The 22,793-nt window shown below is 74.3% G+C and carries 19 protein-coding genes and 1 pseudogene; 11 read left to right on the top strand and 9 right to left on the bottom strand.

What is annotated here, in order from left to right; all coding sequences use genetic code 11:
- Nucleotides 1-271 precede the first annotated feature (271 nt).
- Genes ACH4OW_RS02980 through ACH4OW_RS02965 form a run of 4 tightly spaced genes read left to right on the top strand, consistent with a single transcriptional unit; the run spans nt 272 to nt 6,786 of the window.
- Complete coding sequence (locus ACH4OW_RS02980; RefSeq protein ID WP_360128285.1) at nt 272-1,084, top strand: glycosyltransferase family 2 protein; 813 nt, start codon at nt 272-274, stop codon at nt 1,082-1,084.
- Nucleotides 1,081-2,160, top strand: a complete 1,080-nt coding sequence (locus ACH4OW_RS02975) for a glycosyltransferase family 2 protein (protein WP_398024491.1) — start codon at nt 1,081-1,083, stop codon at nt 2,158-2,160. Before ACH4OW_RS02980 ends, ACH4OW_RS02975 begins: the two co-directional genes overlap by 4 nt.
- Nucleotides 2,157-2,969: a polysaccharide deacetylase family protein gene (locus ACH4OW_RS02970; protein WP_398024488.1), complete on the top strand. Its 813-nt coding sequence runs from the start codon at nt 2,157-2,159 to the stop codon at nt 2,967-2,969. The genes ACH4OW_RS02975 and ACH4OW_RS02970 overlap by 4 nt, the downstream gene beginning before the upstream one ends.
- A complete protein-coding gene (locus tag ACH4OW_RS02965) occupies nt 2,962-6,786 on the top strand; it encodes a lipopolysaccharide biosynthesis protein (protein WP_398024486.1) in 3,825 nt (1,274 codons plus the stop codon). The genes ACH4OW_RS02970 and ACH4OW_RS02965 overlap by 8 nt, the downstream gene beginning before the upstream one ends.
- Before the next feature lie 42 nt (nt 6,787-6,828).
- Here ACH4OW_RS02965 and ACH4OW_RS02960 read toward each other — a convergent pair whose 3' ends face one another.
- Nucleotides 6,829-8,217, bottom strand: coding sequence for a xylan 1,4-beta-xylosidase (locus ACH4OW_RS02960; RefSeq protein ID WP_398024484.1), 1,389 nt, complete (start codon nt 8,215-8,217; stop codon nt 6,829-6,831).
- A 161-nt stretch (nt 8,218-8,378) separates the two neighbouring features.
- Here ACH4OW_RS02960 and ACH4OW_RS02955 point away from each other — a divergent pair, with 161 nt between their 5' ends.
- Nucleotides 8,379-9,491: a DUF5925 domain-containing protein gene (locus ACH4OW_RS02955; protein ID WP_360128297.1), complete on the top strand. Its 1,113-nt coding sequence runs from the start codon at nt 8,379-8,381 to the stop codon at nt 9,489-9,491.
- On the opposite strand, the pseudogene ACH4OW_RS02950 reads toward ACH4OW_RS02955, so the two are convergent.
- From ACH4OW_RS02950 to ACH4OW_RS02935, 4 genes and pseudogenes are all read right to left on the bottom strand, one after another.
- Nucleotides 9,491-9,610: pseudogene (locus ACH4OW_RS02950) on the bottom strand (N(G),N(G)-dimethylarginine dimethylaminohydrolase); the annotation flags it as partial. The gene ACH4OW_RS02955 and the pseudogene ACH4OW_RS02950 sit on opposite strands and share 1 nt — an antisense overlap.
- A gap of 1 nt (nt 9,611) precedes the next feature.
- Nucleotides 9,612-10,724 carry a serine hydrolase domain-containing protein gene (locus tag ACH4OW_RS02945; protein WP_398024482.1) on the bottom strand — a complete coding sequence of 371 codons (1,113 nt, stop codon included), beginning with the start codon at nt 10,722-10,724 and terminating at the stop codon, nt 9,612-9,614.
- Nucleotides 10,725-10,886: 162 nt separating this feature from the next.
- The gene (locus tag ACH4OW_RS02940; protein ID WP_398024480.1) at nt 10,887-11,066 is read right to left on the bottom strand and encodes a hypothetical protein; all 180 of its coding nucleotides are present in this window, start codon (nt 11,064-11,066) and stop codon (nt 10,887-10,889) included.
- Nucleotides 11,067-11,122: 56 nt separating this feature from the next.
- Entirely contained in the window at nt 11,123-11,521 is a 399-nt protein-coding gene (locus ACH4OW_RS02935) for a GntR family transcriptional regulator (RefSeq protein WP_360128306.1), read from the bottom strand.
- Between the two features lie 198 nt (nt 11,522-11,719).
- Between ACH4OW_RS02935 and ACH4OW_RS02930 the strand changes: the two genes are divergently transcribed.
- From ACH4OW_RS02930 to ACH4OW_RS02910, 5 genes are all read left to right on the top strand, one after another.
- Nucleotides 11,720-12,655 (top strand): GNAT family N-acetyltransferase, encoded by a 936-nt coding sequence (locus ACH4OW_RS02930; protein WP_398024478.1) that lies wholly within the window; start codon nt 11,720-11,722, stop codon nt 12,653-12,655.
- Between the two features lie 205 nt (nt 12,656-12,860).
- Nucleotides 12,861-13,250, top strand: coding sequence for a hypothetical protein (locus tag ACH4OW_RS02925; RefSeq protein WP_360128312.1), 390 nt, complete (start codon nt 12,861-12,863; stop codon nt 13,248-13,250).
- Nucleotides 13,247-14,059 carry a transcriptional regulator gene (locus ACH4OW_RS02920; protein ID WP_360128315.1) on the top strand — a complete coding sequence of 271 codons (813 nt, stop codon included), beginning with the start codon at nt 13,247-13,249 and terminating at the stop codon, nt 14,057-14,059. Before ACH4OW_RS02925 ends, ACH4OW_RS02920 begins: the two co-directional genes overlap by 4 nt.
- 76 nt (nt 14,060-14,135) lie before the next feature.
- Nucleotides 14,136-14,534, top strand: a complete 399-nt coding sequence (locus ACH4OW_RS02915) for a roadblock/LC7 domain-containing protein (RefSeq protein WP_398024475.1) — start codon at nt 14,136-14,138, stop codon at nt 14,532-14,534.
- 50 nt (nt 14,535-14,584) lie between these two features.
- Nucleotides 14,585-14,959, top strand: coding sequence for a hypothetical protein (locus tag ACH4OW_RS02910; protein ID WP_360128321.1), 375 nt, complete (start codon nt 14,585-14,587; stop codon nt 14,957-14,959).
- A gap of 5 nt (nt 14,960-14,964) precedes the next feature.
- Here ACH4OW_RS02910 and ACH4OW_RS02905 read toward each other — a convergent pair whose 3' ends face one another.
- The 4 genes from ACH4OW_RS02905 to ACH4OW_RS02890 form a co-directional block, all read right to left on the bottom strand.
- Nucleotides 14,965-16,233 (bottom strand): type III PLP-dependent enzyme, encoded by a 1,269-nt coding sequence (locus ACH4OW_RS02905; protein ID WP_398024473.1) that lies wholly within the window; start codon nt 16,231-16,233, stop codon nt 14,965-14,967.
- Nucleotides 16,230-18,008, bottom strand: a complete 1,779-nt coding sequence (locus tag ACH4OW_RS02900; RefSeq protein WP_398024471.1) for an IucA/IucC family protein — start codon at nt 18,006-18,008, stop codon at nt 16,230-16,232. The genes ACH4OW_RS02905 and ACH4OW_RS02900 overlap by 4 nt, the downstream gene beginning before the upstream one ends.
- Before the next feature lie 79 nt (nt 18,009-18,087).
- Nucleotides 18,088-19,902 carry an IucA/IucC family protein gene (locus ACH4OW_RS02895; RefSeq protein ID WP_360128408.1) on the bottom strand — a complete coding sequence of 605 codons (1,815 nt, stop codon included), beginning with the start codon at nt 19,900-19,902 and terminating at the stop codon, nt 18,088-18,090.
- Nucleotides 19,903-19,997: 95 nt separating this feature from the next.
- A complete protein-coding gene (locus ACH4OW_RS02890; protein WP_398024469.1) occupies nt 19,998-21,269 on the bottom strand; it encodes an acetyl-CoA carboxylase biotin carboxylase subunit family protein in 1,272 nt (423 codons plus the stop codon).
- A gap of 301 nt (nt 21,270-21,570) precedes the next feature.
- Here ACH4OW_RS02890 and ACH4OW_RS02885 point away from each other — a divergent pair, with 301 nt between their 5' ends.
- Nucleotides 21,571-22,560: a lytic polysaccharide monooxygenase gene (locus tag ACH4OW_RS02885; RefSeq protein ID WP_398024466.1), complete on the top strand. Its 990-nt coding sequence runs from the start codon at nt 21,571-21,573 to the stop codon at nt 22,558-22,560.
- Nucleotides 22,561-22,793 lie beyond the last annotated feature (233 nt).

Here is a 22,793-nt window from a genome sequence, read left to right as displayed (position 1 = left end):
AAGCGGCACTAGGGGAGGGCTCAAGCGTCGCGAGGGGGCCCGGGGCGGGGCGCGGTAGGGGGGTGCCGTGCTCGATCTTCACGTGACGATCACCGCGTCGATCATCGGGACACGAGCCGCGCGGCCGGAAACACGCATGCCAGCTCGCCCTGTTCGCACGGCGAAAAGATCTCTGCCGTCATGAGCGGGGTGTGAACCCCCCTTTCGAACCGGATACCCATCCGGGCCGCCCGGGGGTGGGCGGTCCACCGGACGAGAGGGAAAAAGACTCATGAGTTCATCCCTTCGCCCCGCGGAAACGGATAAAAAGCCGTTGTCGCTGGTCTCCGAAGCGCAATACCGTCCCGTTTCCTCACACCTGGCCATCGCTCCGCCGGTCAGTGTGGTGATTCCCGCCATGAACGAGGCGGAGAACCTCCCGTACGTCTTCAAGACACTTCCGGAGTGGATACACGAAGTGGTGCTGGTGGACGGGAATTCCACCGACGACACCGTCCGGGTCGCGCGCGAGCTGTGGCCGGAGGTCAAGGTCGTCGAGCAGCGCGGCAAGGGCAAGGGCGATGCCCTGATCAGCGGGTTCGCGGCGTGCACCGGCGACATCATCGTGATGGTCGACGCGGACGGCTCGGCCGATGGCGCGGAGATCGTCAGCTATGTCTCCGCGCTGGTGGGGGGCGCGGATTTCGCCAAGGGCTCGCGGTTCGCCAACGGCGGCGGCACCGACGACATGACGCCGGTGCGCAAGCTGGGCAACCGGGTGCTGACCACCGTCGTCAACGCCAAGTTCGGCGCCCGCTACACCGACCTGTGCTACGGCTACAACGCGTTCTGGCGGCACTGCCTGGACGAGATCGCCCTGGACTGCGCCGGGTTCGAGGTCGAGACGCTGATGAACATCCGCGTCGTCAAGGCCGGCCTGCGGGTCCAGGAGATACCGAGCCACGAGTACAACCGCATCCACGGCGTGAGCAACCTGCGCGCCGTGCGGGACGGGTTCCGGGTGCTGAAGGTGATACTGCGTGAGCGCAGCACGCGCCACAAGCGTCCCGCCCGCCCGTCCGTGATCTCGGGAGAGGCGTCTTGAGCGTCCGCGTCTCCGTCGTCGTCTGCGCATACACCGAGGACCGCTGGGGTGACATCCTCGCCGCGGCGGCCTCGGTGCGCGACCAGTCCCACCCGGCTCACGAGACGCTGCTCGTGGTCGACCACAATCCGGCGCTGCTCACGCGGCTCAGGGCTCATTTCGCGTCACCCGAGTGGCCCGCGTCCCTGCGCGTCCTGGCCAACGCGGGGCCGCGCGGGCTGTCCGCCGGGCGCAACACCGGCATCGCCGAGGCCACCGGCGAGGTGATCGCCTTCCTCGACGACGACGCGGTGGCCGAACGCGACTGGCTGCTGCACTTCGCCGAGAACTACGCCGACCCGAAGGTGATGGCGGTCGGCGGCCGGACCGAGCCGGTGTGGTCCTCGGGGCGCCGGCCCGCGTGGTTCCCCGAGGAGTTCGACTGGGTGGTGGGCTGCGCCTACCTGGGCCTGTTCCCCGCGGACGGCGGCGCCGGGCGCCCGCACACCGTCCGCGTGCGCAACGTGCTGGGCGGCAACGCCTCCTTCCGCAAGGAGGCGTTCGAGGCCGTGGGCGGGTTCGCCACCCACATCGGTCGCGACCGCGGCAAGCGGCCGCTGGGCTGCGAGGAGACCGAACTGTGCATCCGGCTCTCCCGCGCGGTACCGGAAGCCGTCCTGCTGCTCGACGACCGGTCGGTGATCCACCACCGGGTGCCCGCCGGCCGCGAGCGCTTCGCCTACTTCCGGTCCCGTACGTACGCCGAAGGGCTGTCCAAGGCACTGGTGGCACGCAGCGTGGGTGCGCGGGACGGGCTGTCGGCGGAGCGCCGCTACGCGACCCGGGTGCTGCCCGCCGGGGTCGCGCGCGGCGTGCGGGACACGCTGCTGCGGCGGCCCGGCGGCGCCGGCCGGGCGGGCGCGATCGTGGCGGGCGTGGCCTCCACCACGTACGGCTACGCGCTCGGCAGGGTACGGGCGCTGCGCGACCGCGGGCGGCTCGCGGGCACCGGCGGACCGGCCGGGGCGCCGGACGGTGCAACTGCCCGCGCCCGCGGCGAGTCTTCGTCTGCGGGGAGTGAGGGGGCGGTCGCATGACGACACCGTGTGTGGTGCCGATCCTGATGTACCACGCGGTCGCGCACGCGCCCGCGCCGGCCGCGCTCGACCTGTCGGTCAGCCCGGAGGCGTTCGCCGAGCAGATGGCGGTGCTGGACGACCGCGGCTTCACCCCGCTGACCACCGCCCAGCTGGGGGCGGCGTGGCGGGGCGGCCGGCCGCTGCCCGCACGGCCGGTGCTGATCACCTTCGACGACGGCTACGACGGCGTCCACCGGCACGCCCTGCCCGCCCTGACCAAGCACGGCTTCGCGGCCACCCTCTTCGTCTCCACGGGCTGGCTGCGCGGCCCGTACGACACCGGGGGCGGCCTGGACACCATGCTCGACTGGGACCAGACGCGGGAACTGGCCGCCGCCGGGGTGGAGATCGGGGGGCACAGCCACGCCCACCCGCAGCTGGACCAGATCTCCGACGACCGCCTGTGGTTCGAGGTCTCGCGCTGCAAGCAGATCGTCGCCGACGAGCTGGGCACGCCGCCGGTGTCCTTCGCGTACCCGTACGGCCATTCCAGCCGGCGGGTGCGGCGGGCGGTGCGCGGCGCGGGCTTCCGGCAGTCGCTGGCGGTGAACAACGCCCTGGCGGGGCGCTGCCAGGGCCCGTACGCGCTGACCCGGCTGACGGTACGGCGCAACACCGGCACCGAGGAGTTCGAGCGGCTGGTGGAAGGCCGCGCCGTCGGGCGCTACTTCGCCAGGGAGCGGGCGCTCACCAAGGGATACGCCGTGGTCCGCAGGACCCGTCAGGCTGCCAAGGCAGTGGGGAAGGTGCGCGGAAGCCGTGTCTGACACGTCCACCCGGACCGAGCAGCGTACGGAGCGGGAACCGGCCGGGGGCGGGCGCAAGCGCCTGTTCGGCGGCCGGTTCCCCGGCGCGAAGGACGGCGGCGGGGGCAGCCAGCTGTTCCGCAACGCCTACGCGCTGATGCTGAACACCGGCATCTCCGGGCTGCTCGGCCTGGGGTTCTGGCTGGTCGCGGCCCGGTACTACACGGAGTCGGCGGTCGGCCAGGGCTCGGCGGCCATCGCCGCGATGAAGCTGCTGGCGGGCCTCACCTCGCTGACGCTGACCGGCGCGCTGGCCCGCTACATCCCGATCGCGGGCCGGACCACCGGGCGGCTGGTCCGGCGCACCTACCTGGGCAGTTCGGTGGTCGTCGCGCTCGCCGCGACGGTCTTCCTGCTCACGCTGAACCTCTGGGGCCCCTCGTACCGGTTCCTCCACGGGCCGCTGCACGGGCTCGGGTTCGTCGTCGCCGTGATCGCCTGGTCGGTGCTGACCCTCCAGGACGGCGTGCTGACCGGGCTGCGCAGCGCCCTGTGGGTGCCGGTGGGCAACCTGGTGTTCTCCACGGTCAAGCTGGCGCTGCTGGTCGCGTTCGCCGCGGCGATACCGACGGCGGGCGTCTTCGTCTCCTGGGTGGCCGCCATCGGGGTGTCCGTGCTGCCGCTGGGCTGGCTGGTCTTCCGGCGGCTGGTGCCCCGGCACGTGCAGGCCACCGAACGCACCGCCCGGCCGCCGTCGCTGCGCGAGATGGGGCGCTTCCTGGCCGGTGACTACACGGGCTCGCTCTTCTCGCTGGCCGTCGTCTACCTGGTGCCGGTGCTGGTCGCCTCCCAGGTCAGCTCCACCGACAACGCGTACTTCTACATCACGACCACCATCGGCGGCACGGTCAACCTGCTCGCCATCAACATGGGCGCCTCGCTGACCGTGGAGGGCTCGCACGACCCGGCGCGGCTGGCGGAGAACACCCGGGCGGCGCTGCGCCGGATGGCCCGGATCATGATCCCGGTCTGTCTCTTCCTGTTCGTCTGCGCGCCGTACATCCTGCGCGTCTTCGGCGCGGGGTACGCGGATGCCGCCACCCCGCTGCTGCGCTGGTTCGCGGTGGGCGCCGCGCTGCGCGTCGTCATGGAGGTCTACTTCGCGGTCCTGCGCGCGCAGAGCCGTACGTCGGGTCTGGCGTACATACAGGGCCTGTTGTGCGTGCTGGTGCTCGGCCTGACGGTGCTGCTGCTGCCGCGCATGGGGCTGACCGGTGCGGGCGTCGCCGAGATCTCCAGCCTGTCCGTGATCGTCTCGATCGCCTCCGTCAAGCTGTACCGCATCCTCAAGGGCCACCCCTCCGCTCCCCTGACGCGGGCCCCCGCCGAAGGGCTGGCCCCGGACGGCGACCTGGCGGACCTCGCCGTCAACGGTGACCTGGGCGACGTGCGGGCGCCCGGCGCCCCCGTGCCGCCCGGCCGCACCGCGCAGGAGGCGGGCGCCACGGCCGGTACGGAGGCGCACCGGCCCAGTTGGGCGGAGCGCACGCTGCGGGACGTCGACACGGTGCCGCTGGGCCTGCACGTGGACTTCGAGCACATGGAGCGCAGGCCGGACGTCCGGCCGCCGGCGGTGGGCCCGTCCTGGGCGAAGGGCGACGACGACAGCGACACGGAGCAGGAGGAAGCGCCGCTGCCGCCGCGCTTCCGCAAGGAGCCGGAGGCATCCGCGCCGGCGCCCGCGCCGGTGCCCGCGGCCGCGTCCGCTCCCCCTGCCGCGTCCACCACCGCCCCGCCCGCCGCCCGCCTGGCGGCCTTGACCACACCCGGGGCCCGGCTCGCCGCCCGCCTCGGCCGCCGCCCTGACCTCGGCGTCTGGGCCCTGCTGGCCGCCGCCGTGATCCTGTTCTGGCTGCCGCTGCGCGGCATGGGCGACGCCGACCTGGACCGGATGGGCGGGCTCGGGCTGATCAGCGTGCTGCCCGCGGCGACGCTGGTGGGCGCCGTGCTGCTGGTGCTGGCCTTCGCATCGGCCCTGTGGCTGTCCCGGCCGCGCCACGTCCTCCTGGCGGCCGTACTGGTCCTGACCGTGGTGGCCCTGCACGCGCTGCCCGCCGTCCTGGAGGCCGAACCGCGCTTCCCGACGGCCTGGCAGCACCTGGGCTTCCTGGACTACATCAACCGGACCGGCGTGGCGGTGCCGGACCTGGACGCGCGCTGGAGCTGGCCCGGCTTCTTCGCCGCAGCCCAGTTCGTCGCCGAGGCGTGCGGCGTCACGGACTTCACCGAGGTGCTGCGCTGGTGGCCGCCGGCCATCCAGCTCCTCTACCTCGCCCCGGTGCTCCTGCTGCTCAAGGCCGTACGGGCGAGCTGGCGGGCGAAGTGGAGCGCGGCGTGGCTGTTCGCGCTGTGCGGCTGGGTCGGCCAGGACTACTTCTCCCCGCAGGGCTTCACCTACCTGCTCTACCTGGTCTTCGTCGCGATCCTGCTGGTGTGGTTCCGCGACCCGCGGGTGCTGCGCGGCAAGCGCTGGCCCGGCGAGGCCGAGGTGGCTCCGGCCGGGCGCGGACAGCGGGCGGCGCTGCTGGCGGTGCTGGCGGCGCTGTTCCTGGCGTCCGTGGCGGGCCACCAGCTCACGCCGTTCGTGATGCTGGGCGTGCTGACGTTCCTGGTGCTGCTGCGCCGTACATCCCTGTACGGGCTGCCGCTGCTGTTCGGCGTCGTGGCCGTGGTCTGGATCGGGTTCCTCGCCGAGCCGTACTGGTCGGGCCACTTCGACGAGCTGTTCGGCGGGGTCGGCGGCATCGGCGGAAACGTCTCCTCATCGGTCTCCGGCCGCATCGGCGGCGACAGCACCCACAAGCTGGTGCTGTACGCGCGGGTGGCACTGGCCGGCGGGGTGCTCGCGCTGGCCTGCTGGGGCGTGCTGCGGCGGCGCGCCGCCGGCTTCTCCGAACGCTCCCTGCTGGTGCTGACCTTCGTACCGTTCCTCGCCTTCGGCATGCAGTCCTACGGTGGCGAGATGGCGCTGCGGGTCTTCATGTTCGCGCTGCCCGGCGCCTGCGTCCTCGGTGCGCTGGCGCTCTTCCCGCGCGCCGCCGGCACCCGCCGCGGCCTGGGCCCGCTCGCCGCCCTGCTGACGGGCGTGGTGCTGATCACCGGCTTCCTGGTGGTCCGCTGGGGCAACGAGCCGTTCGAGCGCGTCCGGCCCGGCGAGGTGGCCGCGATGGACTACGTCTACGCCCACGACCGGCCCACCGCTCGGCTGCTGTGGCCGTCCAACGACACCGTCAACGACGTCACCCCGGCCATGCCGTGGGGCGCGAAGGACATGGAACGGGTGCAGTACGTGCCCGTACCGGCGCCGCGCGACCCGGTCCTGGTCGACGCCCTCGTCAAGGCCCTGCGGGACGCCGGTCCCAACTCGTACTTCATGGTCAACCGCAGCCAGGCGGAGTCCCTGCGCCTGGGCTCGGGCTACGCCGCCTCCTGGGAGCAGCGGCTGCGCGCCGCCCTCGACCAGCGGCCCGAACTGCGCCGCGTGATGAGCAACGCGCACGCGGCGCTGTACGCGCTCAAACAGCAGCCACCGGGCCCGGTGGCCGAGCCGGCCCCGGGACCGGCCGGCCCGCGCATCACCTGGACGCCGTGGTCGGTCATCGGCGCCCTGGCGGCCGGTGCCCTGATCCTGCTGCTCGCGGCGCGCGAGGCGGTACGCGTGGCCGTGGCGCCGAGCGTACGCAAACTCCGCTGGATGCAGGCGTCCTTCTGGTTCTCGCTCCCCCTGATGCTGGTGTTCCTGGTGGCCCTGGTCCAGCGCTTCGTGTCGATGTCCTGAGCGGCCGGGTGCCGCCGCCCCGGCGGCCCCCGGCCCCGGGCGTCACGACCGGTCCAGCCACCGGATCCCGTACGCGTCCAGGGTGACGTTCTGCCCGTCCACCCGCGCCTCGACGGGCCGGCCGAGCGTGTTCACGACCAGGGCGGTCCGGCGGTCGGCCAGGACCCGGAGGCCGGCGCGGTCGCCGGAGGTCACGTCCACGCTCTCGTAGGAGGTGCCGGGCGGGAACGCGCGGGAGAAGCGGGACAGCAGGTCCATCATGGGCAGCTTGCTCCCGCCGCCGGGCAGTTGGGTGCTGCGCCACAGACAGCCGGGGCAGTCGGCGCCCTCGTTCTGCGGGTTCCAGTAGAAGCCGCTGGTGGCCCCGCCCTCGGCCATGGAGATCAGGGCGCTCGCCTGGACGGCGGTCCGGCGCGGCTCGCTCCAGCCGTTGCGGTCGTCGTTGGCGTCGGCGACCTCGACGTACCACTCCGCCCACCACAGCGGCAGCCCGGTCTGCTTGCGGAGCCAGCGCCCGATGTCGGCGAACTTGCGGGTCGCGGCGAACTCGCCGGGCACGTACCGGTCGTCCTTGGTGTAGCTGGACCCGTCGACGACGACGAAGTCCGCGCCCGCCTTGTGCTCGTTCCAGTACTCGACGGCGTCGACGGCCCGCTGGTCGAGGCTGCCCCAGGGGCCCTTGACGTCGGAGGCGTACGTGTCGTCGCCGGGCGCGTGGCTGTCCATGACCGCGTACGGGCCGCCCACCTGGTTGTCGGGGTTCACCTTTTTCAGTTCCTGGTAAACAAGGTTGTACAGGCGGGTGTACCCCTCGTAGTTCCAGCGGTTCTTGGCCTCGTCGAAAAAGCCCTTCAATTCGTTCCAGACGACGAAATGGCGGATGTCGGGGTAACGGCGGGCGACGGTGCCGACCAGCTTGGCGAAGTCCTCGTAATGCTGCGGACTCGGCGCCTTCTCCAGCGTGCTCCAGTCCGTTTCCCCCGCCTTGCCGCCCTTCATCCAGTCCGGGGCGCAGCACAGCGTCAGCACGGGCGTGCCGCCGGTCCGCCGGATCAGGCCGACGCGGCTGTCCAGCTCCTTGAAATCGGAACTGCCGGGGCTCGGCTCGGGGTTCTGCGCGCCCCAGCCCATGATGTGCTGGTTCTGCGGCATCGGGGCCTCCGACAGCAGCCGGTCGGCGCTGGCCGTGGCCGTCTTGTTGCCGGTGTCCGCGCTGTACTCGGTGTGCGTGAACCCCCAGCCCACCTCGGCCGCGCGCGAGGAACCCGACCGCGGCCCGCCCCCGCCCTCCGGCGGGAAGCCGCACATCACCAGGGCCATCGCCAGCGCCGCCACGCCCGTCGCCAGCAGGGCCGTGCCCCGCCACCGGTTGCGGTACCCGCGGCCGCCCTGCCGTTCCCCACCGTGACGTTCCCCACCATGACGTCCCACAACGGGCCAGCCTAGCCAGCTTCGCGGGCCGCACGGCCCGTTTCCCGCTAAGTGCCGGGGCCCGGCCGGGCCCGGCGCCTTTCCCCAAGATTCGGAAAGGAGTGGGGGCCGCACGGATATTCCGTGTACGCGGCGGCCGGTATTGGCGGATCATGGCGGGCATGTGTGCCGACCACGTCCAGCCGTCCGCCGCCGAGGAGTCCCTTCCCATCCGCCTGAACATGGACGACAGCGACTCGCCGTCCGATGTCGTCGACGCCCTGTTCCTGGGGCGTTTCGCCAACGGCGAGCAGCCGTACGCGCGCAGCCGCTCGGTGGACCGGGTCAGGGCCGGGCTGACGCTGCTGCCGCCCGGCGCCAAGGTGCTGCGCTCCGCGCGCGACGAGGACCGCAGCGCCACCCTCGCCGAGGGCGACGGCTTCACCCTGCTGGTGTCGCGGTGGAACCGCGGCGCGGACGTGACCGTCACGGCCACCACCGACGAGCTGGCCGAGAAGGTGCTGGGCCAGTCGGCCGACGGCGCGGAGGACGAGCCCGAACCGCAGCCGGAGAACGTCCCGATGGGCTTCTGGTACTTCTCCCCCCGGCGCGGCCCGCACCGCACGACCCGGCAGATCTCGGCCGGCACGTGGGACGAGATCCGCCCCAACTACACCGCTCCGGTGGCCGGTGCCCTGGAGCGGCTGATGAAGGTCGCGCCGGAGGAGATCGCCGGGCGGCTGCTGTTGCTGCACGGCCCGCCCGGTACGGGCAAGACGTCCGCGCTGCGCACCCTCGCCCGCTCCTGGCGCGACTGGTGCCAGGTCGACTGCGTTCTGGACCCGGAGCGCCTGTTCAACGACGTCGGCTACCTGATGGACATCGCGATCGGCGAGGACGACGTGGCGGGCAAGGGCCGCTGGCGGCTCCTCCTCCTGGAGGACTGCGACGAGCTGATCCGCGGCGAGGCCAAGCACACGGCGGGACAGGCGCTGTCCCGGCTGCTGAACCTGACGGACGGGCTGCTGGGCCAGGGCCGCAACGTCCTGGTCGGCGTGACGACCAACGAGGACCTGGAGCGGATGCACCCCGCGGTGGTACGCCCCGGCCGCTGCCTGGCCCGCATCGAGGTCGGCCCGCTGACCCGCGCCGAGGCGGTCGGCTGGCTCGGCAGGGAGGAGGGGGTCGGCCGCGACGGCGCGACCCTCGCCGAGCTGTACGCCCTGCGGCGCGGCACCCGCCCCGCCTCGGTGCCGGCCCAGGACCCGGGGGCCGACGCGGGGCTGTACCTGTAGTACTCCTCCCACTGGTCCAGCGCCCGGTCCGGGTCGACCGGGCGCCGTTCGACGTGGGTGACGATCCCGTCGGCAAGGCGCGGCCCCGGACGGCGGACGAGGGCCTTCCTGCCGGTCACGCTAGTGCCCCGCCCTGAGGGCCTTGACCCCGTCGTAGGCGGCCATCCCGACCTCCAGACCGCGGTTGTCGTCCCCGGGCTCGCGCATCTGGTTCGTCACGTACGCCACCACCGTGCGGGTGTCGGGCTCGATCATGACCAGCGAACCGCCCCAGCCGCCCCAGCCGTAGGTGCTGCCGAACAGGCCGTAGCCCAGGCCGTAGCACATCGGCATGCCCAGGACGCGGTCCTCGCCGCGGAACTGCTCCTCCCACGCGCGGTCGCGGCCCGCCTGCGACAGCAGCCGCACCCCGCGCACGGCTCCCCCGCACGCCATCACCGACTGCACGAGAGCGACCGAGCGGGCGTTGCCGAACCCACTCGCCGCGGGGATCTGCGCGCGGCGCCAGGCGACGCTGTTCCCGTCGCGGACCCGGATCCCCGTCCCGGCCGTGGGAGCCGCGGTCTTGCCGGGCGCGCTCGCGAGGTAGTCCTCGTCCCGCGACGGCGGCGGGACCGAGGACGCGACCCGGTGGTCGTGTTCGGCGGACAGCCCGATGTGGAAGTCCGCGCCCAGCGGCCCGGCCACCTCGTCCGCGAGGAACCCGCCCACGCTGCGGCCCGTGATCCGGCGCACCACCTCGCCCACGAGAAACCCCTGGGTCAGCGAGTGGTACCCGGCCGCGGTGCCCGGCTCCCACCGCGGAGCCTGCGCGGCGAGCCGCGCCGTGGCGGACGGCCAGTCGTAGAGCTCCTCGACCGGCCCGTCCCAGTCGGGCAGGCCCGCGGTGTGCGCGAGCAGGTGCCGCACCAGCACCCCGCCCTTGCCCGCCGCGGCGAACTCCGGCCAGTACCGGGCCACCGGAGCGTCCATGTCGAGGTCGCCGCGGTCGGCCAGCACGAGGGCGCACAGCGCCGTCATCGTCTTGGTGACGGACCACACGCCGGTGATCGTGTCGCGCCGCCACGGGACCGTGCGGTCCGCGTCGGCGCACCCTCCCCAGATGTCCACCACCGGCTCGCCGTCCACGAAGACCGCCGCCGAGGCGCCCGCGTCCCCGGCGTCCAGCAACGCGGCCAGCGCCTCGGGCACCGCGGTGAAGAGATCGTCGTAAAAACCCTGAATCTCGGCCATACACGAAGCTAGCCCGCGCCGCGCCACCCCGGTCAACCGGATTTCCGCCGGGCCGGAGCCACCGCGGTCACTCGAACGACCGCCGCCCCGCACGGGCCGCCGTGCGGCTCATGCGGGGCGGGAACGGGCGCGGCTGCGTGCGCGCCCGGTGTGGTCGTGTCGTTACGGCCGCTTGCCGGCGACCCGGCAGGCGACGTTGGCGACGTTGGCGCGCACGCCGAGGGCCTTGAACTCCTTCTCGCACTTCTTCTGGCTCGTGACCCCGGTCTGGCAGGCGTGCCGGGTCTTCGGGCCGACCTTGTAACCGGCGTTCTGGATCTGGTCCACGCAGAACGGAACCATGGACGCACATCATGATCAAAACGGACTTGGGGGAAGCGGTCCCGGTGCGTGCTCCGTCAGGCGTCCTCGCCATAGGCGGCGCGCAGGGCGTCCGTGACGGCCGCGAGGGCGGCGGCGTGGTCCAGGCCGAGCCGCCGGGCGCGCCGCGCGTACGTGTCGGCGGCGGCCGCGGCTTCCCTGTCGGCGGCCTCGCCGGCCGCCGCGACGAAGGTGCCGTTGCGCCCGCGTGTCTCGATCACGCCGTCCGTCTCCAGGGCGCGGTAGGCCTTGGCCACGGTGTTGGCGGCCAGCCCGAGTTGTTCGGCGAGGCCGCGTACGGTGGGCAGTTTGCGGCCGACGGGCAGGCCGCCGGCGCGGGCCTGGCCGGCGATCTGGGCGCGGACCTGTTCGAACGGCGCGTCCGCCGCGTCCGGGTCGATGGTCAGCCGCAGGGGCGGCGCTTGCTGGACGGCCACGGTGGCTCTCCTGGTACGAGGGCTGCGGGGGACGCGAGGGGTGGGTCACACCCATTGTGCGCCAGGGGCGACCGCCGTGTCCGCAGGGTCCGCCCGCGTCGCGCCGCGGTAGGGGGCGCACGCCGGATCACGCGCCCGGACCGCGCTCCCCCGATATTCGGAGGCGGCGCGCCGCCGCCGGGCGTACCGTGCCCGCTGATGACTGTCACCGTGCGCCCCTTCCGCCGCTCCGACGCCAGAGACGTCTGTGACGTGCGGCGTCGCGCGCTGCCTTATGCGATCGCCACCCCGCAGTCCGTCGCCTGGGAAGTCGCCGAGGCGCCCGCCGCCCGGCAGTTGCGGGTGTTCGTCGCCGAGACGGCCGGCCGTGTCGTCGGCGCGGCGAAGACCTTCGTCAGGCACGACAGCAGTACGCCGGGGCAGGGCGTCGTGGCGCCCCTGGTGGACCCGGACCACCTCGGGCGGGGCATCGGCAGTGCCCTGCTGGCCGCCGCCGAGGACCATGTGGCCGGTCTGGGCGCCACCCGTCTCCACGCTTACGCCCAGGACGACTCCCGCTCGCCGGCCTTCGCCGAACGCCGCGGCTACCGCCGCCTGCGGCAGGGCCACTACCTCCGTCTCGACCTCGCCCGCGCCGCGCTGCCGCCGCTGCCCGGCACCCTGCCGCCCGGGGTGGAGCTGCGCACCGCCGCCGACTTCGGGGCCGACCCCCGTCCGCTGTTCGAGGCGGACGCCGAGGCGACGGCCGACGAGCCGGACGAGCTGACCGTCGACGCGATGACCTACGAGGACTGGATCGTCCAGTTCTGGGAGCATCCGGACACGGACCTGGACCTGACCACGGTGGTGACCGTGGACGGCGAGGTCGCCGCGTTCAGCGTGGCCAGGACGGACGGGCAGGGCCGTTACGGGTCTCAGGGGACCGGCACCCGCCGTGCTCACCGCGGCCGCGGGCTGGCCAAACTGGCCAAGGCCGCCTCCCTGCGCCGCGCCCGCGACGCCGGCTGCACGGAGGCGTTCACGGCCAACGACGCCGCCAACGCCCCCATGCTCGCCATCAACACCGCGTTCGGCTACCGCCGTTTCGCCGGCGACTGGCACTGCGTCAGGGACGTCGCGGGCACGGACGCGTAGGCGGCCCGGTGTCCACGGGGTGCGGCGTCCGCCGGATACTCCGGATCCTGTCAGGAACCGAACAACCCCGAGCACACTCCTGCGGATGCGGGACAAGTTCCAAGGGAAAGTGCCAGCGGCCCTGTTGGGCCCGGCCGTCTGCGTAACCTCCTCCTCGCCCGGGAAGCCGGGAGCGCCGACCGGCGTGTCAGGAGAGGGAGTTCGCGTGCCCGGTATCGTTGTGAGCCTGTTGGAGACCATGAACGTGCCCGGCGCACGGGGCGCCGCGCTCGTGGACTGGACGTGCGGGTTCGCGCTGGAGTCGGCCGGCGAACAGGCCATGGGCGGGCCCGAGGCGACGGCCGCCGAAGCGGCCGAGCTGGCCCGGCTGGTGATGGGGGCCTCCATGTTCGCCGAGGGCCCCGGCCCCGTACCCGTCCCGCCGGTCGAGGACCTGATCGTCACCACCCGCAGCGGTTATCACTTGGTGCGCTTCGTGAACCCCACCGCGGAGCACAGCGTGCTCCTGCACCTGTGGCTCGACCGTACGTCCGGCAATCTCGCCCTGGCGCGCCTGCGCCTGGAGGGCGTGGCCGGACAGCTGGCCTTGACATGAGCACCGCACCGCTGGCGGCGCCGCCCGCCCTGCCTCCCCGCCCCTCGATGCTGTCGCGCCTGGCCGCGGAGCGCGCCACCGGCGCGCTCCAGTGCGGCCCCGGCTCGCTCTATCTGGTGGACGGCCGGGTCGTGCACGCCGAGAGCCCGGCGGCCCCCGGGCTGGAGGTCCTGCTCACCGCGAAGGGGCGGGTGCCGCAGGCCGCGTGGGACGAGGCGCTCGGACGGGCGGGGGTCCCCGACCACGTACCCAGCCGCCTGGTCAAGGAGGGGCTGCTGTCCGTGAGCCAGGCCGAGGTGTGGTGGCTGACCGCCCTCTTCGACGCGGCGTTCTTCGTCCTGGCTCCGCACAGCCGCCCGACGCGCTTCCAGCACGGCTTCGTACGGGAGGGGGGCGGCCATCCGCGCTCCGTCGAGGCGGAGCGGGTACTGCGGGAGACATGGCGGCGCAGGCGGCTGCTGGACGCCCGGTGGCCGGGGCCGGACATCGACACCGCACCCGTCGTGCGCCGGCCGGCGGCGGGCCTGCGGGTTCCGGCGCGGCTGGAAGCCGTGCTGGACCTGGCCGACGGGACGCGCACCGCGGGCGCCATCGCCCGCGAACTGGGGCGGCCGGCCTTCCACGTCCTCCTGGAGGTACGGCGTCTCGCCGTCGCCGGCCTGCTCGGCCCCCGCCCCTCGCCCCCGCCTCCCGGCGGCTGCCCGCCCGGCGCCCCGGGCGGCACGCGCCCACGGGCGCCGGGCCCTCCGGAGCCGCCCGACGTCGCCTTGCTGCGGCGCGTCCGTGACGCACTGGAGGCCCGTCTGTGAAGTCACCCCGCTCCGTCGTCGGCGGAGCACCGCCGTGAAGCGTGTATCGCGTCGCCTGTTCGGAAGGAAGCACGTCATGGCGACAGAGGCCGAGCTCGTCGGTGAACTGGAGCGGCTGCGGGCCTGTGTCGCGCAGGTCACCGGGGCACTGGTCGTCGGCGACGACGGCCGGGTGCTGGCCAGGGATATCTCCGGCGAGCATCCGCACCACCTGGGTCCCCGCGCCGCGGAGGCGCTGCGGACCGCCCTGCGCCTGGCCGCGGCGGCCGGGCACGGCACCGCCCGCGAACTCCTGGTCCGCGCGGACCACGGCTGGGTGGGCGCCTACACCGCGGGCCGCTCGGCCGCGCTGGTCCTGGTGACGGCCCCGCAGGCCAACGTCGGCCGGCTGCGCCTGGAAGCGCTCCGGTCCAGCACCCGCATCAGCGCGCTGATCGATGGCGCGCCGGAACAACAGGAGAACTCCAGACCATGAACCGGACCACCCCCCGCTCCCCGCAAGGACGAAAGGCAAGTGCGACTCCCATGATCAACACAGAGACCGCCCTCAAAGAAGCGATGACCGGCATCGAGGGTTCCCTGGGCGTGGCCCTGGTGGACTACGGAAGCGGCATGGCGCTCGGCACCCTGGGCGGCGGCAAGGACCTCGATCTGTCCGTCGCCACCGCCGGCAACACCGACGTGGTGCGCGCCAAGGTCCGCACCATGGACATGCTCGGCCTCAAGGACGAGATCGAGGACATCCTGATCACCCTCGGCACGCAGTACCACCTCATCCGGCTGCTCAAGTCCCGCAACAGCAGCGGGCTGTTCCTCTACCTGGCGCTCGACAAGGAGCGGTCCAACCTCGCCATGGCCCGGCACCAGCTCCGGCGCATCGAAAGCGAACTGGACATCTGACCGGGTCAGGGGCGGCGCCGCGCGCGGAAGGCGGCGCCGCTCCGCGTGCCGTCGGGCACGGCCGCCGGGCCGGGTCCGCCCACGTAGTGGAACCCCGGCTCCGGGTGCATCAGGAAGTCGTGGTGGGAGATGTTCCAGGCGTACGCGCCGGCCAGGGCGAAGGCGACCCGGTCGCCGGCGCGCAGGTGGGCCACCGGGACCCGGCGGGCCAGTACGTCCTTCGGGGTGCACAGCTGTCCGGCGAGGGTGACCGGCTGGTCGTGCGCGCCCGGCCGCGGCCAGGGTCTGGTCCACTCGTCGACCGGCAGGACGACGAAGGGGTGGTCGTGGCCCTTGGCTGCCGGGGTGCGCAGGTGGTGGGTGCCGCCGCGCAGTACGGCGAACGCCTCGCCGTGGCTGTGCTTCACGTCCAGCACCTCGGTCACGTACCAGCCGCAGTACGCGGTCAGCGCCCGGCCCGGTTCGATGCGCAGGGTGAACTCGGGGTAGCGGTCGGCCAGGTCGGCGAGGCCGGTGCCGTAGGCCGCCCAGTCGAAGCGGGTGTGCGGGCATTCGTAGTCGACCGCCATGCCGCCGCCCAGGCCGACTTCGCACAGGGAGTGGCCGTGCCGGGCGGCGAAGTGCCGGGCCCAGTCGGTGATGCGGGCGGCGAGGGCCAGTTGGGCGGGCGCGTCCAGGCCGCTGGCCAGGTGGGCGTGGATGCCGCGCAGGCGCAGCGGGCCGTCGCAGAGCAGCGGCAGGCAGTGCTCTGCGCGGGCGGGGTCGAGGCCGAAGGGGGTGGCCAGGCCGCCCATGGCGAGGGCGGCGCCTGCCGTGGCCGCCGCGCCGAGGGACAGGTTGACACGGAGCAGGACGTCCGCGCGCCGGCCGGCTTCGGTGGCGAGCGCGGTGAGCATCCGGAGTTCGTGCTCGCTTTCTATGTGGAACCGCTCCACGCCCAGGTCGAGGGCCGACCGCAGCTCCGCCTCGGTCTTTCCCGGCCCGCCGAACGCCAGGGGCAGCGCGGGCACGGCCGCGCGCACGTGTGCGGCCTCGCCTCCCGAGGAGACCTCGCAGCCGTCGGCGTACGGGGCCAGCGCCCGCAGCAGGCGCGGGTCGGGGTTGGCCTTGGCCGCGTAGTACAGCTCGACGCGCGGCGGCAGGGCGGCGCGTACGGCGGCCGCGTGGGCGGCGAGGTCGGCCAGGTCGTAGACGTAGGCGGGCAGCGGTCCGCCGGGGCCGGGGTGGCTTGCCGTGAGGGTGTCGAGATGGCGTACGGCCAGCTCCGTGATCATGTCGTACTCCGGAGGCGGTAGGCGGCGGCCCGGGGGCCGGGGAGGAGGCGGGACGCGGCCGGGCCGCCGGCCACCGTACCGTCCGGGCCGCCGGGGCCGACCGGCGAGGCGATCCGTACGTACCCCGCCTCCCGGTCCGCGGCGCGCCCCCACCGGGCCAGCAGGTTGGCCTTGGCGGGCAGCGGCGCGCCGGCCAGCAGGGCGCGCAGTTCCGCCGGTTCGCCGTGCGCGGCGCTCCGCTCGCGGAGCACTCCGCGTACGGCGCGCCACAGCTCGCCTTCGAGCGCCGGGTGCCGGTCGGCGAGGGCGGCGGCCGTCTCGGCCAGGTGGTTGACGAGGAGGCAGTAGACGACCCGGTCCCAGCCGCGCTCGGGTGTGTACACGAGGGGGCGCGCCACCTCCGCCGGCAGTCCGGCGAGGAACGCGGCGTGCGGTTCCGGCAGCAGTTTGGTGCCCTCCAGGTCACGGAAGAGGACCTGTGCGGGCGTGCCGGCGGCGTCCACGCCGAGCACGACGTTCTGGAGGTGCGGTTCGAGGACGACGCCGTGGTCGAAGTAGGCGGCCAGTACGGGCGGTACGAGCAGCGAGAGGTACGCGTCCCACCAGCCCAGCGCCGCCACCGGGCCCGCGCCGCGCAGCAGCTCGCCGACCTGGGCGTCGCTCGCCGGGTGTTCGTCGGCGACGGCGGCGGCCAGCAGCGGGGTGGTCCCGGGCAGCAGCCGTGCCCCCAGCCCTTCCCGCACGATGACGCCGAGCCCTTCGGCCAGCTCCCGGTCGCCCGTGTCCACGGTGCGGTATCCGGGTTCGCGCAGCAGGTCGCAGCCGGGGAAGCGGGCGGCGAGCGCGGTGGCGGCCGGTTCCAGGTGGCGGGTGAGGGCGACGGCGCCGCGCAGTTCGTAGTCGGCGTTCTTGCGTACGCAGTTGGTGATCCGCACGTGGAGGCTGAACTTGAGGAAGTCCCGGCCGTCGTAGAGCGTGCGGACGGACGCGGTGGGCGCGAAGTGCGTGCCGCGCTCCCCCAGGTCGAGCACGTCCCCGCGCCGCACGGCGGCCCGGAGGGCGGGGTGGTCGCGGAGCATGGCGTACTGCCAGGGGTGCGCGGGCAGCAGCCGGTACCCGTCGGGCGCGTCGCCCTGCCGGTCCAGCGCCGCCAGTGCGCCGGGCGAGGCGGCCTCCTGGCGTACCAGGCCGGCGCGTACGGCCAGGTGGCGCAGCGGGAAGCGGGCTCCGGCCTCGGGTGCGTACCGGGCCCAGTCCTCGGCGCTGCCGGTGCGGGACTTGGGCGTGGGGTGGAACCGGTGGCCGAACAGCAGTGACTGTTCGGAGCGCAGGTAGCGGGCGTCGGGGCCGGTGCCGCCCGGCGGGTGTCCGGGGCCCGCGGCGTGGCGCAGGCCCGCGGTGACGCCGGCGTGGCTCGACGCGACCTGCGCGCGGAATTCCTCGTTCCGTACTCCGGTGCGCAGTTCCAGCTCGCGCTGCGCGCAGTCGGCCAGTTCCTGCCAGCCCAGTTCGCGCCAGCCGCCGTCGCTCCACCGCCCGGCGGGTCCGCGGAAGCGGTGGGCCCCGGTCAGCGAGGTGCGGCGCAGCCCGATGCGGAGCAGTTCGCCGCAGCGCGGCAGCCGCAGCAGCAGGTACGCGCCGTCCACGGCGGTCTGCTGTTCCGGGCCGCAGATCTCCCGCAGCAGGCAGTTGAGCAGGGTGTGCGCGACGGGTTCGTCGGCCGGGAGCGGGACCGTGCGGTCCGCGTCGGCCGCGCGGGTGGGGGCGAGGGGCATGCGGGGACTCCAGCGAGGGGACGGAAGGGGGACGGCGGGGTCCGGCGCGTCACACGGGGCCTGCGGGGCGCGGCGGCCGTCAGCGGCCCGGCGCCAGGTAGTTCGGGCCGGTGACGTAGTGCTTGTTGACGTCCGTCGCGCCGGACCGCCGCTTCGTGAGCAGGCTGCCGGCGGTGAGCATGGCTTTGACGGGGAGCCTGCGGGCGTCCAGGACGCGGGTGCGCAGCACGGCGGCGGCCGCTCCGGGCGCGCCGTCCAGCCGGTCGACGGCCTCCGTCAGCCGGGCCCTGAGCTGCCCGAGCAGCACCGGCAGCGGCGCGCGGCCGAGCCGGGCCAGTTCGAAGGCGAGGGCTCCGGCGCACAGGTGGACGGTGATGGTGGCGAAGACGTCCGCGACCGGCCCGTCGCTGCCCACCAGGATGCGCCGGTCGTCGAATCCGCACAGGTCGGCGGCGTCCCCGCCCAGGACGGCGGCCAGCCGTACGGCGTTCACCCGCGGCCCGTCGTTGTCCTTGAGCAGCAGGCGCAGGCGGGGGTGCCCGGCGACCTCGTCCAGGACGACCGAGGTGTTCTGCTGGTGCGACTCCAGCGCGATGCCGTACGCGAAGAGGGTGGTGTGCCAGTCCAGGAGGAGGGTCAGGTAGGCGTCCAGGAAGGCGTACAGGTCGCCGCCGTAGAAGCGGCGGGCGAGGTCGTCGGCGACCAGGGAACCGTCCGGCATCCGGGCCGCGAGCGCGGCCACCGGCACCACCCGCGCGCCTCTCAGGCCGCTCGACCCGCGCAGGCCGCGCAGGCTCCGCGCCCCGTTCAGCCCGTCGGCGCCCCCGCACGCGGCCGCGGCGTCGCCGCTTCCCTTGGGGTAGCGGCGCACCAGGGCGGCCAGCAGGTCGTGCCCGGCGTCCAGGTGCGTGGCCTCGTCGGCGAGGAGCACGGTCTCGGCGAAGCGCGGGTGGCGGGCGACGACGGCTTCCAGCAGCCGCTGGCCCACCGCGCCGTCCACGAGCGTGCCGGGTTTCATGCCGCGCCGGTTGAGGCGGCCCAGGGTGGCGGTGGCGAGGGGAAGTTTGAGGTGGGTGTACGGGTCGTCGGCGACGGCGACGGTCCGCATCGACAGGGTCGGCCGCACCCGCAGCCACGCGCGTCCCGCGAGGTGCGCGCCGCCTTCGAGGCCGCGGTCGCGCAGCGCTTCGGCCAGCGGCCCGTCCGCGGTGAGCGGGTGGACGGGCAGGGCGAGGTGGCTGCCGTCCAGCCGGGGCAGGCCCAGGTCCCCGGGGGCGGGCCACCAGTGGGGCAGCGCCGCCGGGTCGCCGTTGACGTGCTCGTACGGGAGGGCCAGCCAGCGCAGCGCGAAGCCGGGCGCGAATTCCGGCGCGTAGGCGCGGATCTGGTGCTCCTCCAGGCCGATGCGGGCCCGGCCGGCGGGGTACACGGGGTGGTCGCGGTAGGCGGCGAGCGTGTCGTAGTCCAGCGCGCCGCCGGGGCCGCACCAGGCCCGGTCGCCGTCGCCGGTGCCGTACGCGCCGCCGCCCGCGTGCGGGCCGAGCCGGGCGACCACCTCCGCGCGCTCCGCCGCCTGCATCCGGGCCGTGGCCAGGGCCTGGCGGCACTCGCCTGCGAAGGCGTCGAAGCCCGGCAGGTCCTCGGGGGCCACCGCGGGGCGCAGCAGCCCCAGCACTCCGTCGACGCCCACCGCACGGGTGCCGTCGGGGCGTTCCAGTTCTCCCGTACGGGCGGCGATCTCGCACTGGAAGCCGTCGGCCTCGACCGGGAGCAGCGCCGGGCCGTCCGGGAGGCGCAGCCGCAGCCAGTCGCCGTCGGCCCTGCGCACCGGCCCGGCCCGGCGGCGCAGCCCGTACGCGTCCTCGCGCAGCAGCGCGCTCAGCACGCGCCGCATCAGTTCCGCTTCGGGGTCCTCCCGGCGGCCGGGGTAGCCGTCCCTCGGGGCGGCACCCAGCGTCGTGCCCGGCACCCCGTCACCCGTCACCGCCGTCACGGCACGATCTCCCAACAGTGGGCGGCCAGGAACTCCCGTACGGCCGCGTCGATCCGTCCCTCGTCGCGGCCGGTCGCCCGCAGCACCCCGAGGAAGTCGCGGTTGGTGCCGTACAGGGGGTGCCGCTCGCCGGTCTCCCGTAAGGGCCGGTAGTCCAGGAGGACGCCGCCCGCCTCCCGTACGTGCGCCTCCGGAGCCGCCTTGAGCACTCCGGCGCGGTCGGCGCAGACGTACTCCATCCGCACCCGGACGCCGCGCCGCGCGCCGAGGCGGTCCGGCAGTGGTTCCCCCAGGTGTGTGCGGAGGATCAGTTCGAAGAGCGGCAGGTCCAGGGCTTCCGCGAAGGCGAGGTCGCACCGGTCGCCGATGGCGCGGTAGTTGACCTCGATGAGCCGGGCGCGGCCGCCCTGGTCCACGTATTCGGTGTGGCAGGCGCCGAAGCCGACGCCGAGGGCGCGCAGTTGCGCCAGCACCTGGCCCGTGCAGGGCTGCGGTGGCGCGGGGAGCAGGCGCAGCCGTTCCTCGACGAAGTGCGGGGGCGGCGAGACGTCCGTACGGAAGGCGGCGAGCGGGTGCAGGATGTGCCCGTCGCCGAGGGTTTCCAGGGTGTGCAGCGCGCCGTCCAGGTACTCCTCCACGACCAGCGCGGCGCCGGGCCGCCCGGCCCTGATCTCGCGGCACCTGGCGGCGAGTTCGGCGTCGTCCGCGACCAGGAAGACGTCCTCGCTCGCGACTCCCTCGCGCGGCTTGACGACGCAGGGGTACGGGACGCCGTGGCCGGCCGGGTCGTCGTCCGGTGCCAGTTCGGCGGAGGCGACGGTGTCCAGTCCGGCGACGGCCAGGCTCCGGCGCAGCTCGGCCTTGTTCTTCGTACGGAACGCCGCCCGCCAGTCCTTGCCGGGCAGCCCGAAGTAGTCGGCGGCCAGCGCGGCCTGGACCTGGAGGTGGTCGCTGTTGGTGAAGACGGCGGCGGGCGGTCCGGAGCGCGTGCCGCGCGCGGAGATCCGCGCGATCACCTCGCGGGCGTCCGGCACGTCGCAGGGCACGATCTCCGGCGGCGCTCCGGCGGGCGGCCCGCCCGCGCGCCGCCCGTCCGCGTGCCGCTCGTACGCCTGCCGGTGGGCGTCCGGCTGGTCGGTCAGCAGGGTCACGGCGAGGCCGAGGCGGGCCGCGGCCGGCAGGAACCCCTCCGTCACGGAGTCGGTGGGGTTGCGGGCGAGGAGGACCAGGCCCGCGCAGGCGTCGTTCGGGGTTGCGGCTCCGTTCACATCCCGAACATTAGGTTAGGCATACCTAACCTTGTCAACTCGCGCCGCGCCGCGCCGCCATGGCCCCTCCCGGCACCCCGGACCGCACGTTCCGCGCCCCCGCCACCCACCCCTTCCGCCCCGCCCCGCGCCCGGGCTTAATCCCTCCTCAGATCTCCCTTAACGGCGCCATAAAGATCGCCCCCAACCGGCTTGCGGCCGCAAAATCGCTGCTCAGCGGGGTTAGCGTGCTGATCGCACCGCCGGGCCCGAGCGCTCAGGGCGGTGCCGCTCCCCCTGACCGACGAAGGAGACCCCCACGATGACCGCTCGCCGCAAGGCCGCCGGGATCGCGCTGACCGGGATCACGCCGCTGGTGCTCACCGCGCTCACCGCGACCCCGGCCGTCGCCCACGGCTCGATGACCGACCCGGTCAGCCGGATCTCCGCCTGCTTCGCCGAGGGCCCCGAGCACCCGAAGTCCGCCGCCTGCAAGGCGATGGTCGCGGCCGGCGGCACGCAGGCCCTCTACGACTGGAACGGCGTACGGGACGGCAACGCGGGCGGCCAGTCCAGGAAGCGCATCCCGGACGGCAAGCTGTGCAGCGCCAACAGCCCCGAGTACAAGGGCCTGGACCTGCCGCGGGCCGACTGGCCGTCCACGAACCTCAAGGCGGGCGACCACACCTTCCGGTACAAGGCGACCGCCCCGCACCGCGGCTCCTTCGAGCTGTACATCACCAAGGACGGCTACGACCCCGCCAAGCCGCTCAAGTGGTCCGACCTGGAGGCCAAGCCGTTCGCCAAGGTCACCAACCCGAAGCTGACGGGCGGCGACTACGTCTTCGGCGGCAAGGTGCCCGCCAAGTCGGGGCGCCACCTGATCTACAGCATCTGGCAGCGCTCGGACAGCCCCGAGGCGTTCTACACGTGCTCCGACGTCGTCTTCGGCAAGGGCGGTACGGGCCGGGGCGCCGCCGCCGGCCCGGCCGCCGCCGCCCCGAGCGACCGGCAGATCGCCGCGGACGCCGCCAAGTCGACCATCGACCACACGCACCACAAGGGCCACGGCGGCGACGCGGCCGCGGCCGACGGCACCGCCGGCAACGCCGCACGCCCCAACGGCGGCGCCGCCGAGGAGGCCGTCACCAAGCAGGCCGGCAACCAGCAGGCCGCCGGCGACCTGCTCGCCGAGACCGGCGGCGACGGCTCGACCGCGCCGATCGCCATCGGCGGCGCGGCCGTCCTGGCGCTGGGCGCCACGGTCGTCTTCGCCACCACGCGCCGCAAGGCGGCCCGCCAGCGCGGCTGACCCGCGCCCCTGTTCCCCCGCACGCCACCCCCCACGCACCACCCCCCACACTGGCGCCGCCGTCCCCTTTCCTTCACCTCAGGGGACGGCGGCGCCGCCGTGGGCGCCCCGCCCCCCCCCCCCCCCCCCCCGGGGGGGGCGGGGGGGGGGCCCGGGCGCCCCCCGCCGGGGGCGGGCGGGGCGCCCCGGAAGACACAACCCACCCCGCCCCCCCCGCGCGGCCCCCGCCGCCG

Source organism: Streptomyces sp. NPDC017056 (assembly GCF_044332485.1).
Lineage (GTDB): Bacteria > Actinomycetota > Actinomycetes > Streptomycetales > Streptomycetaceae > Streptomyces.
Note: the sequence above shows the minus strand (reverse complement) of the source record. Positions and strands in the feature narration are given on the sequence as shown.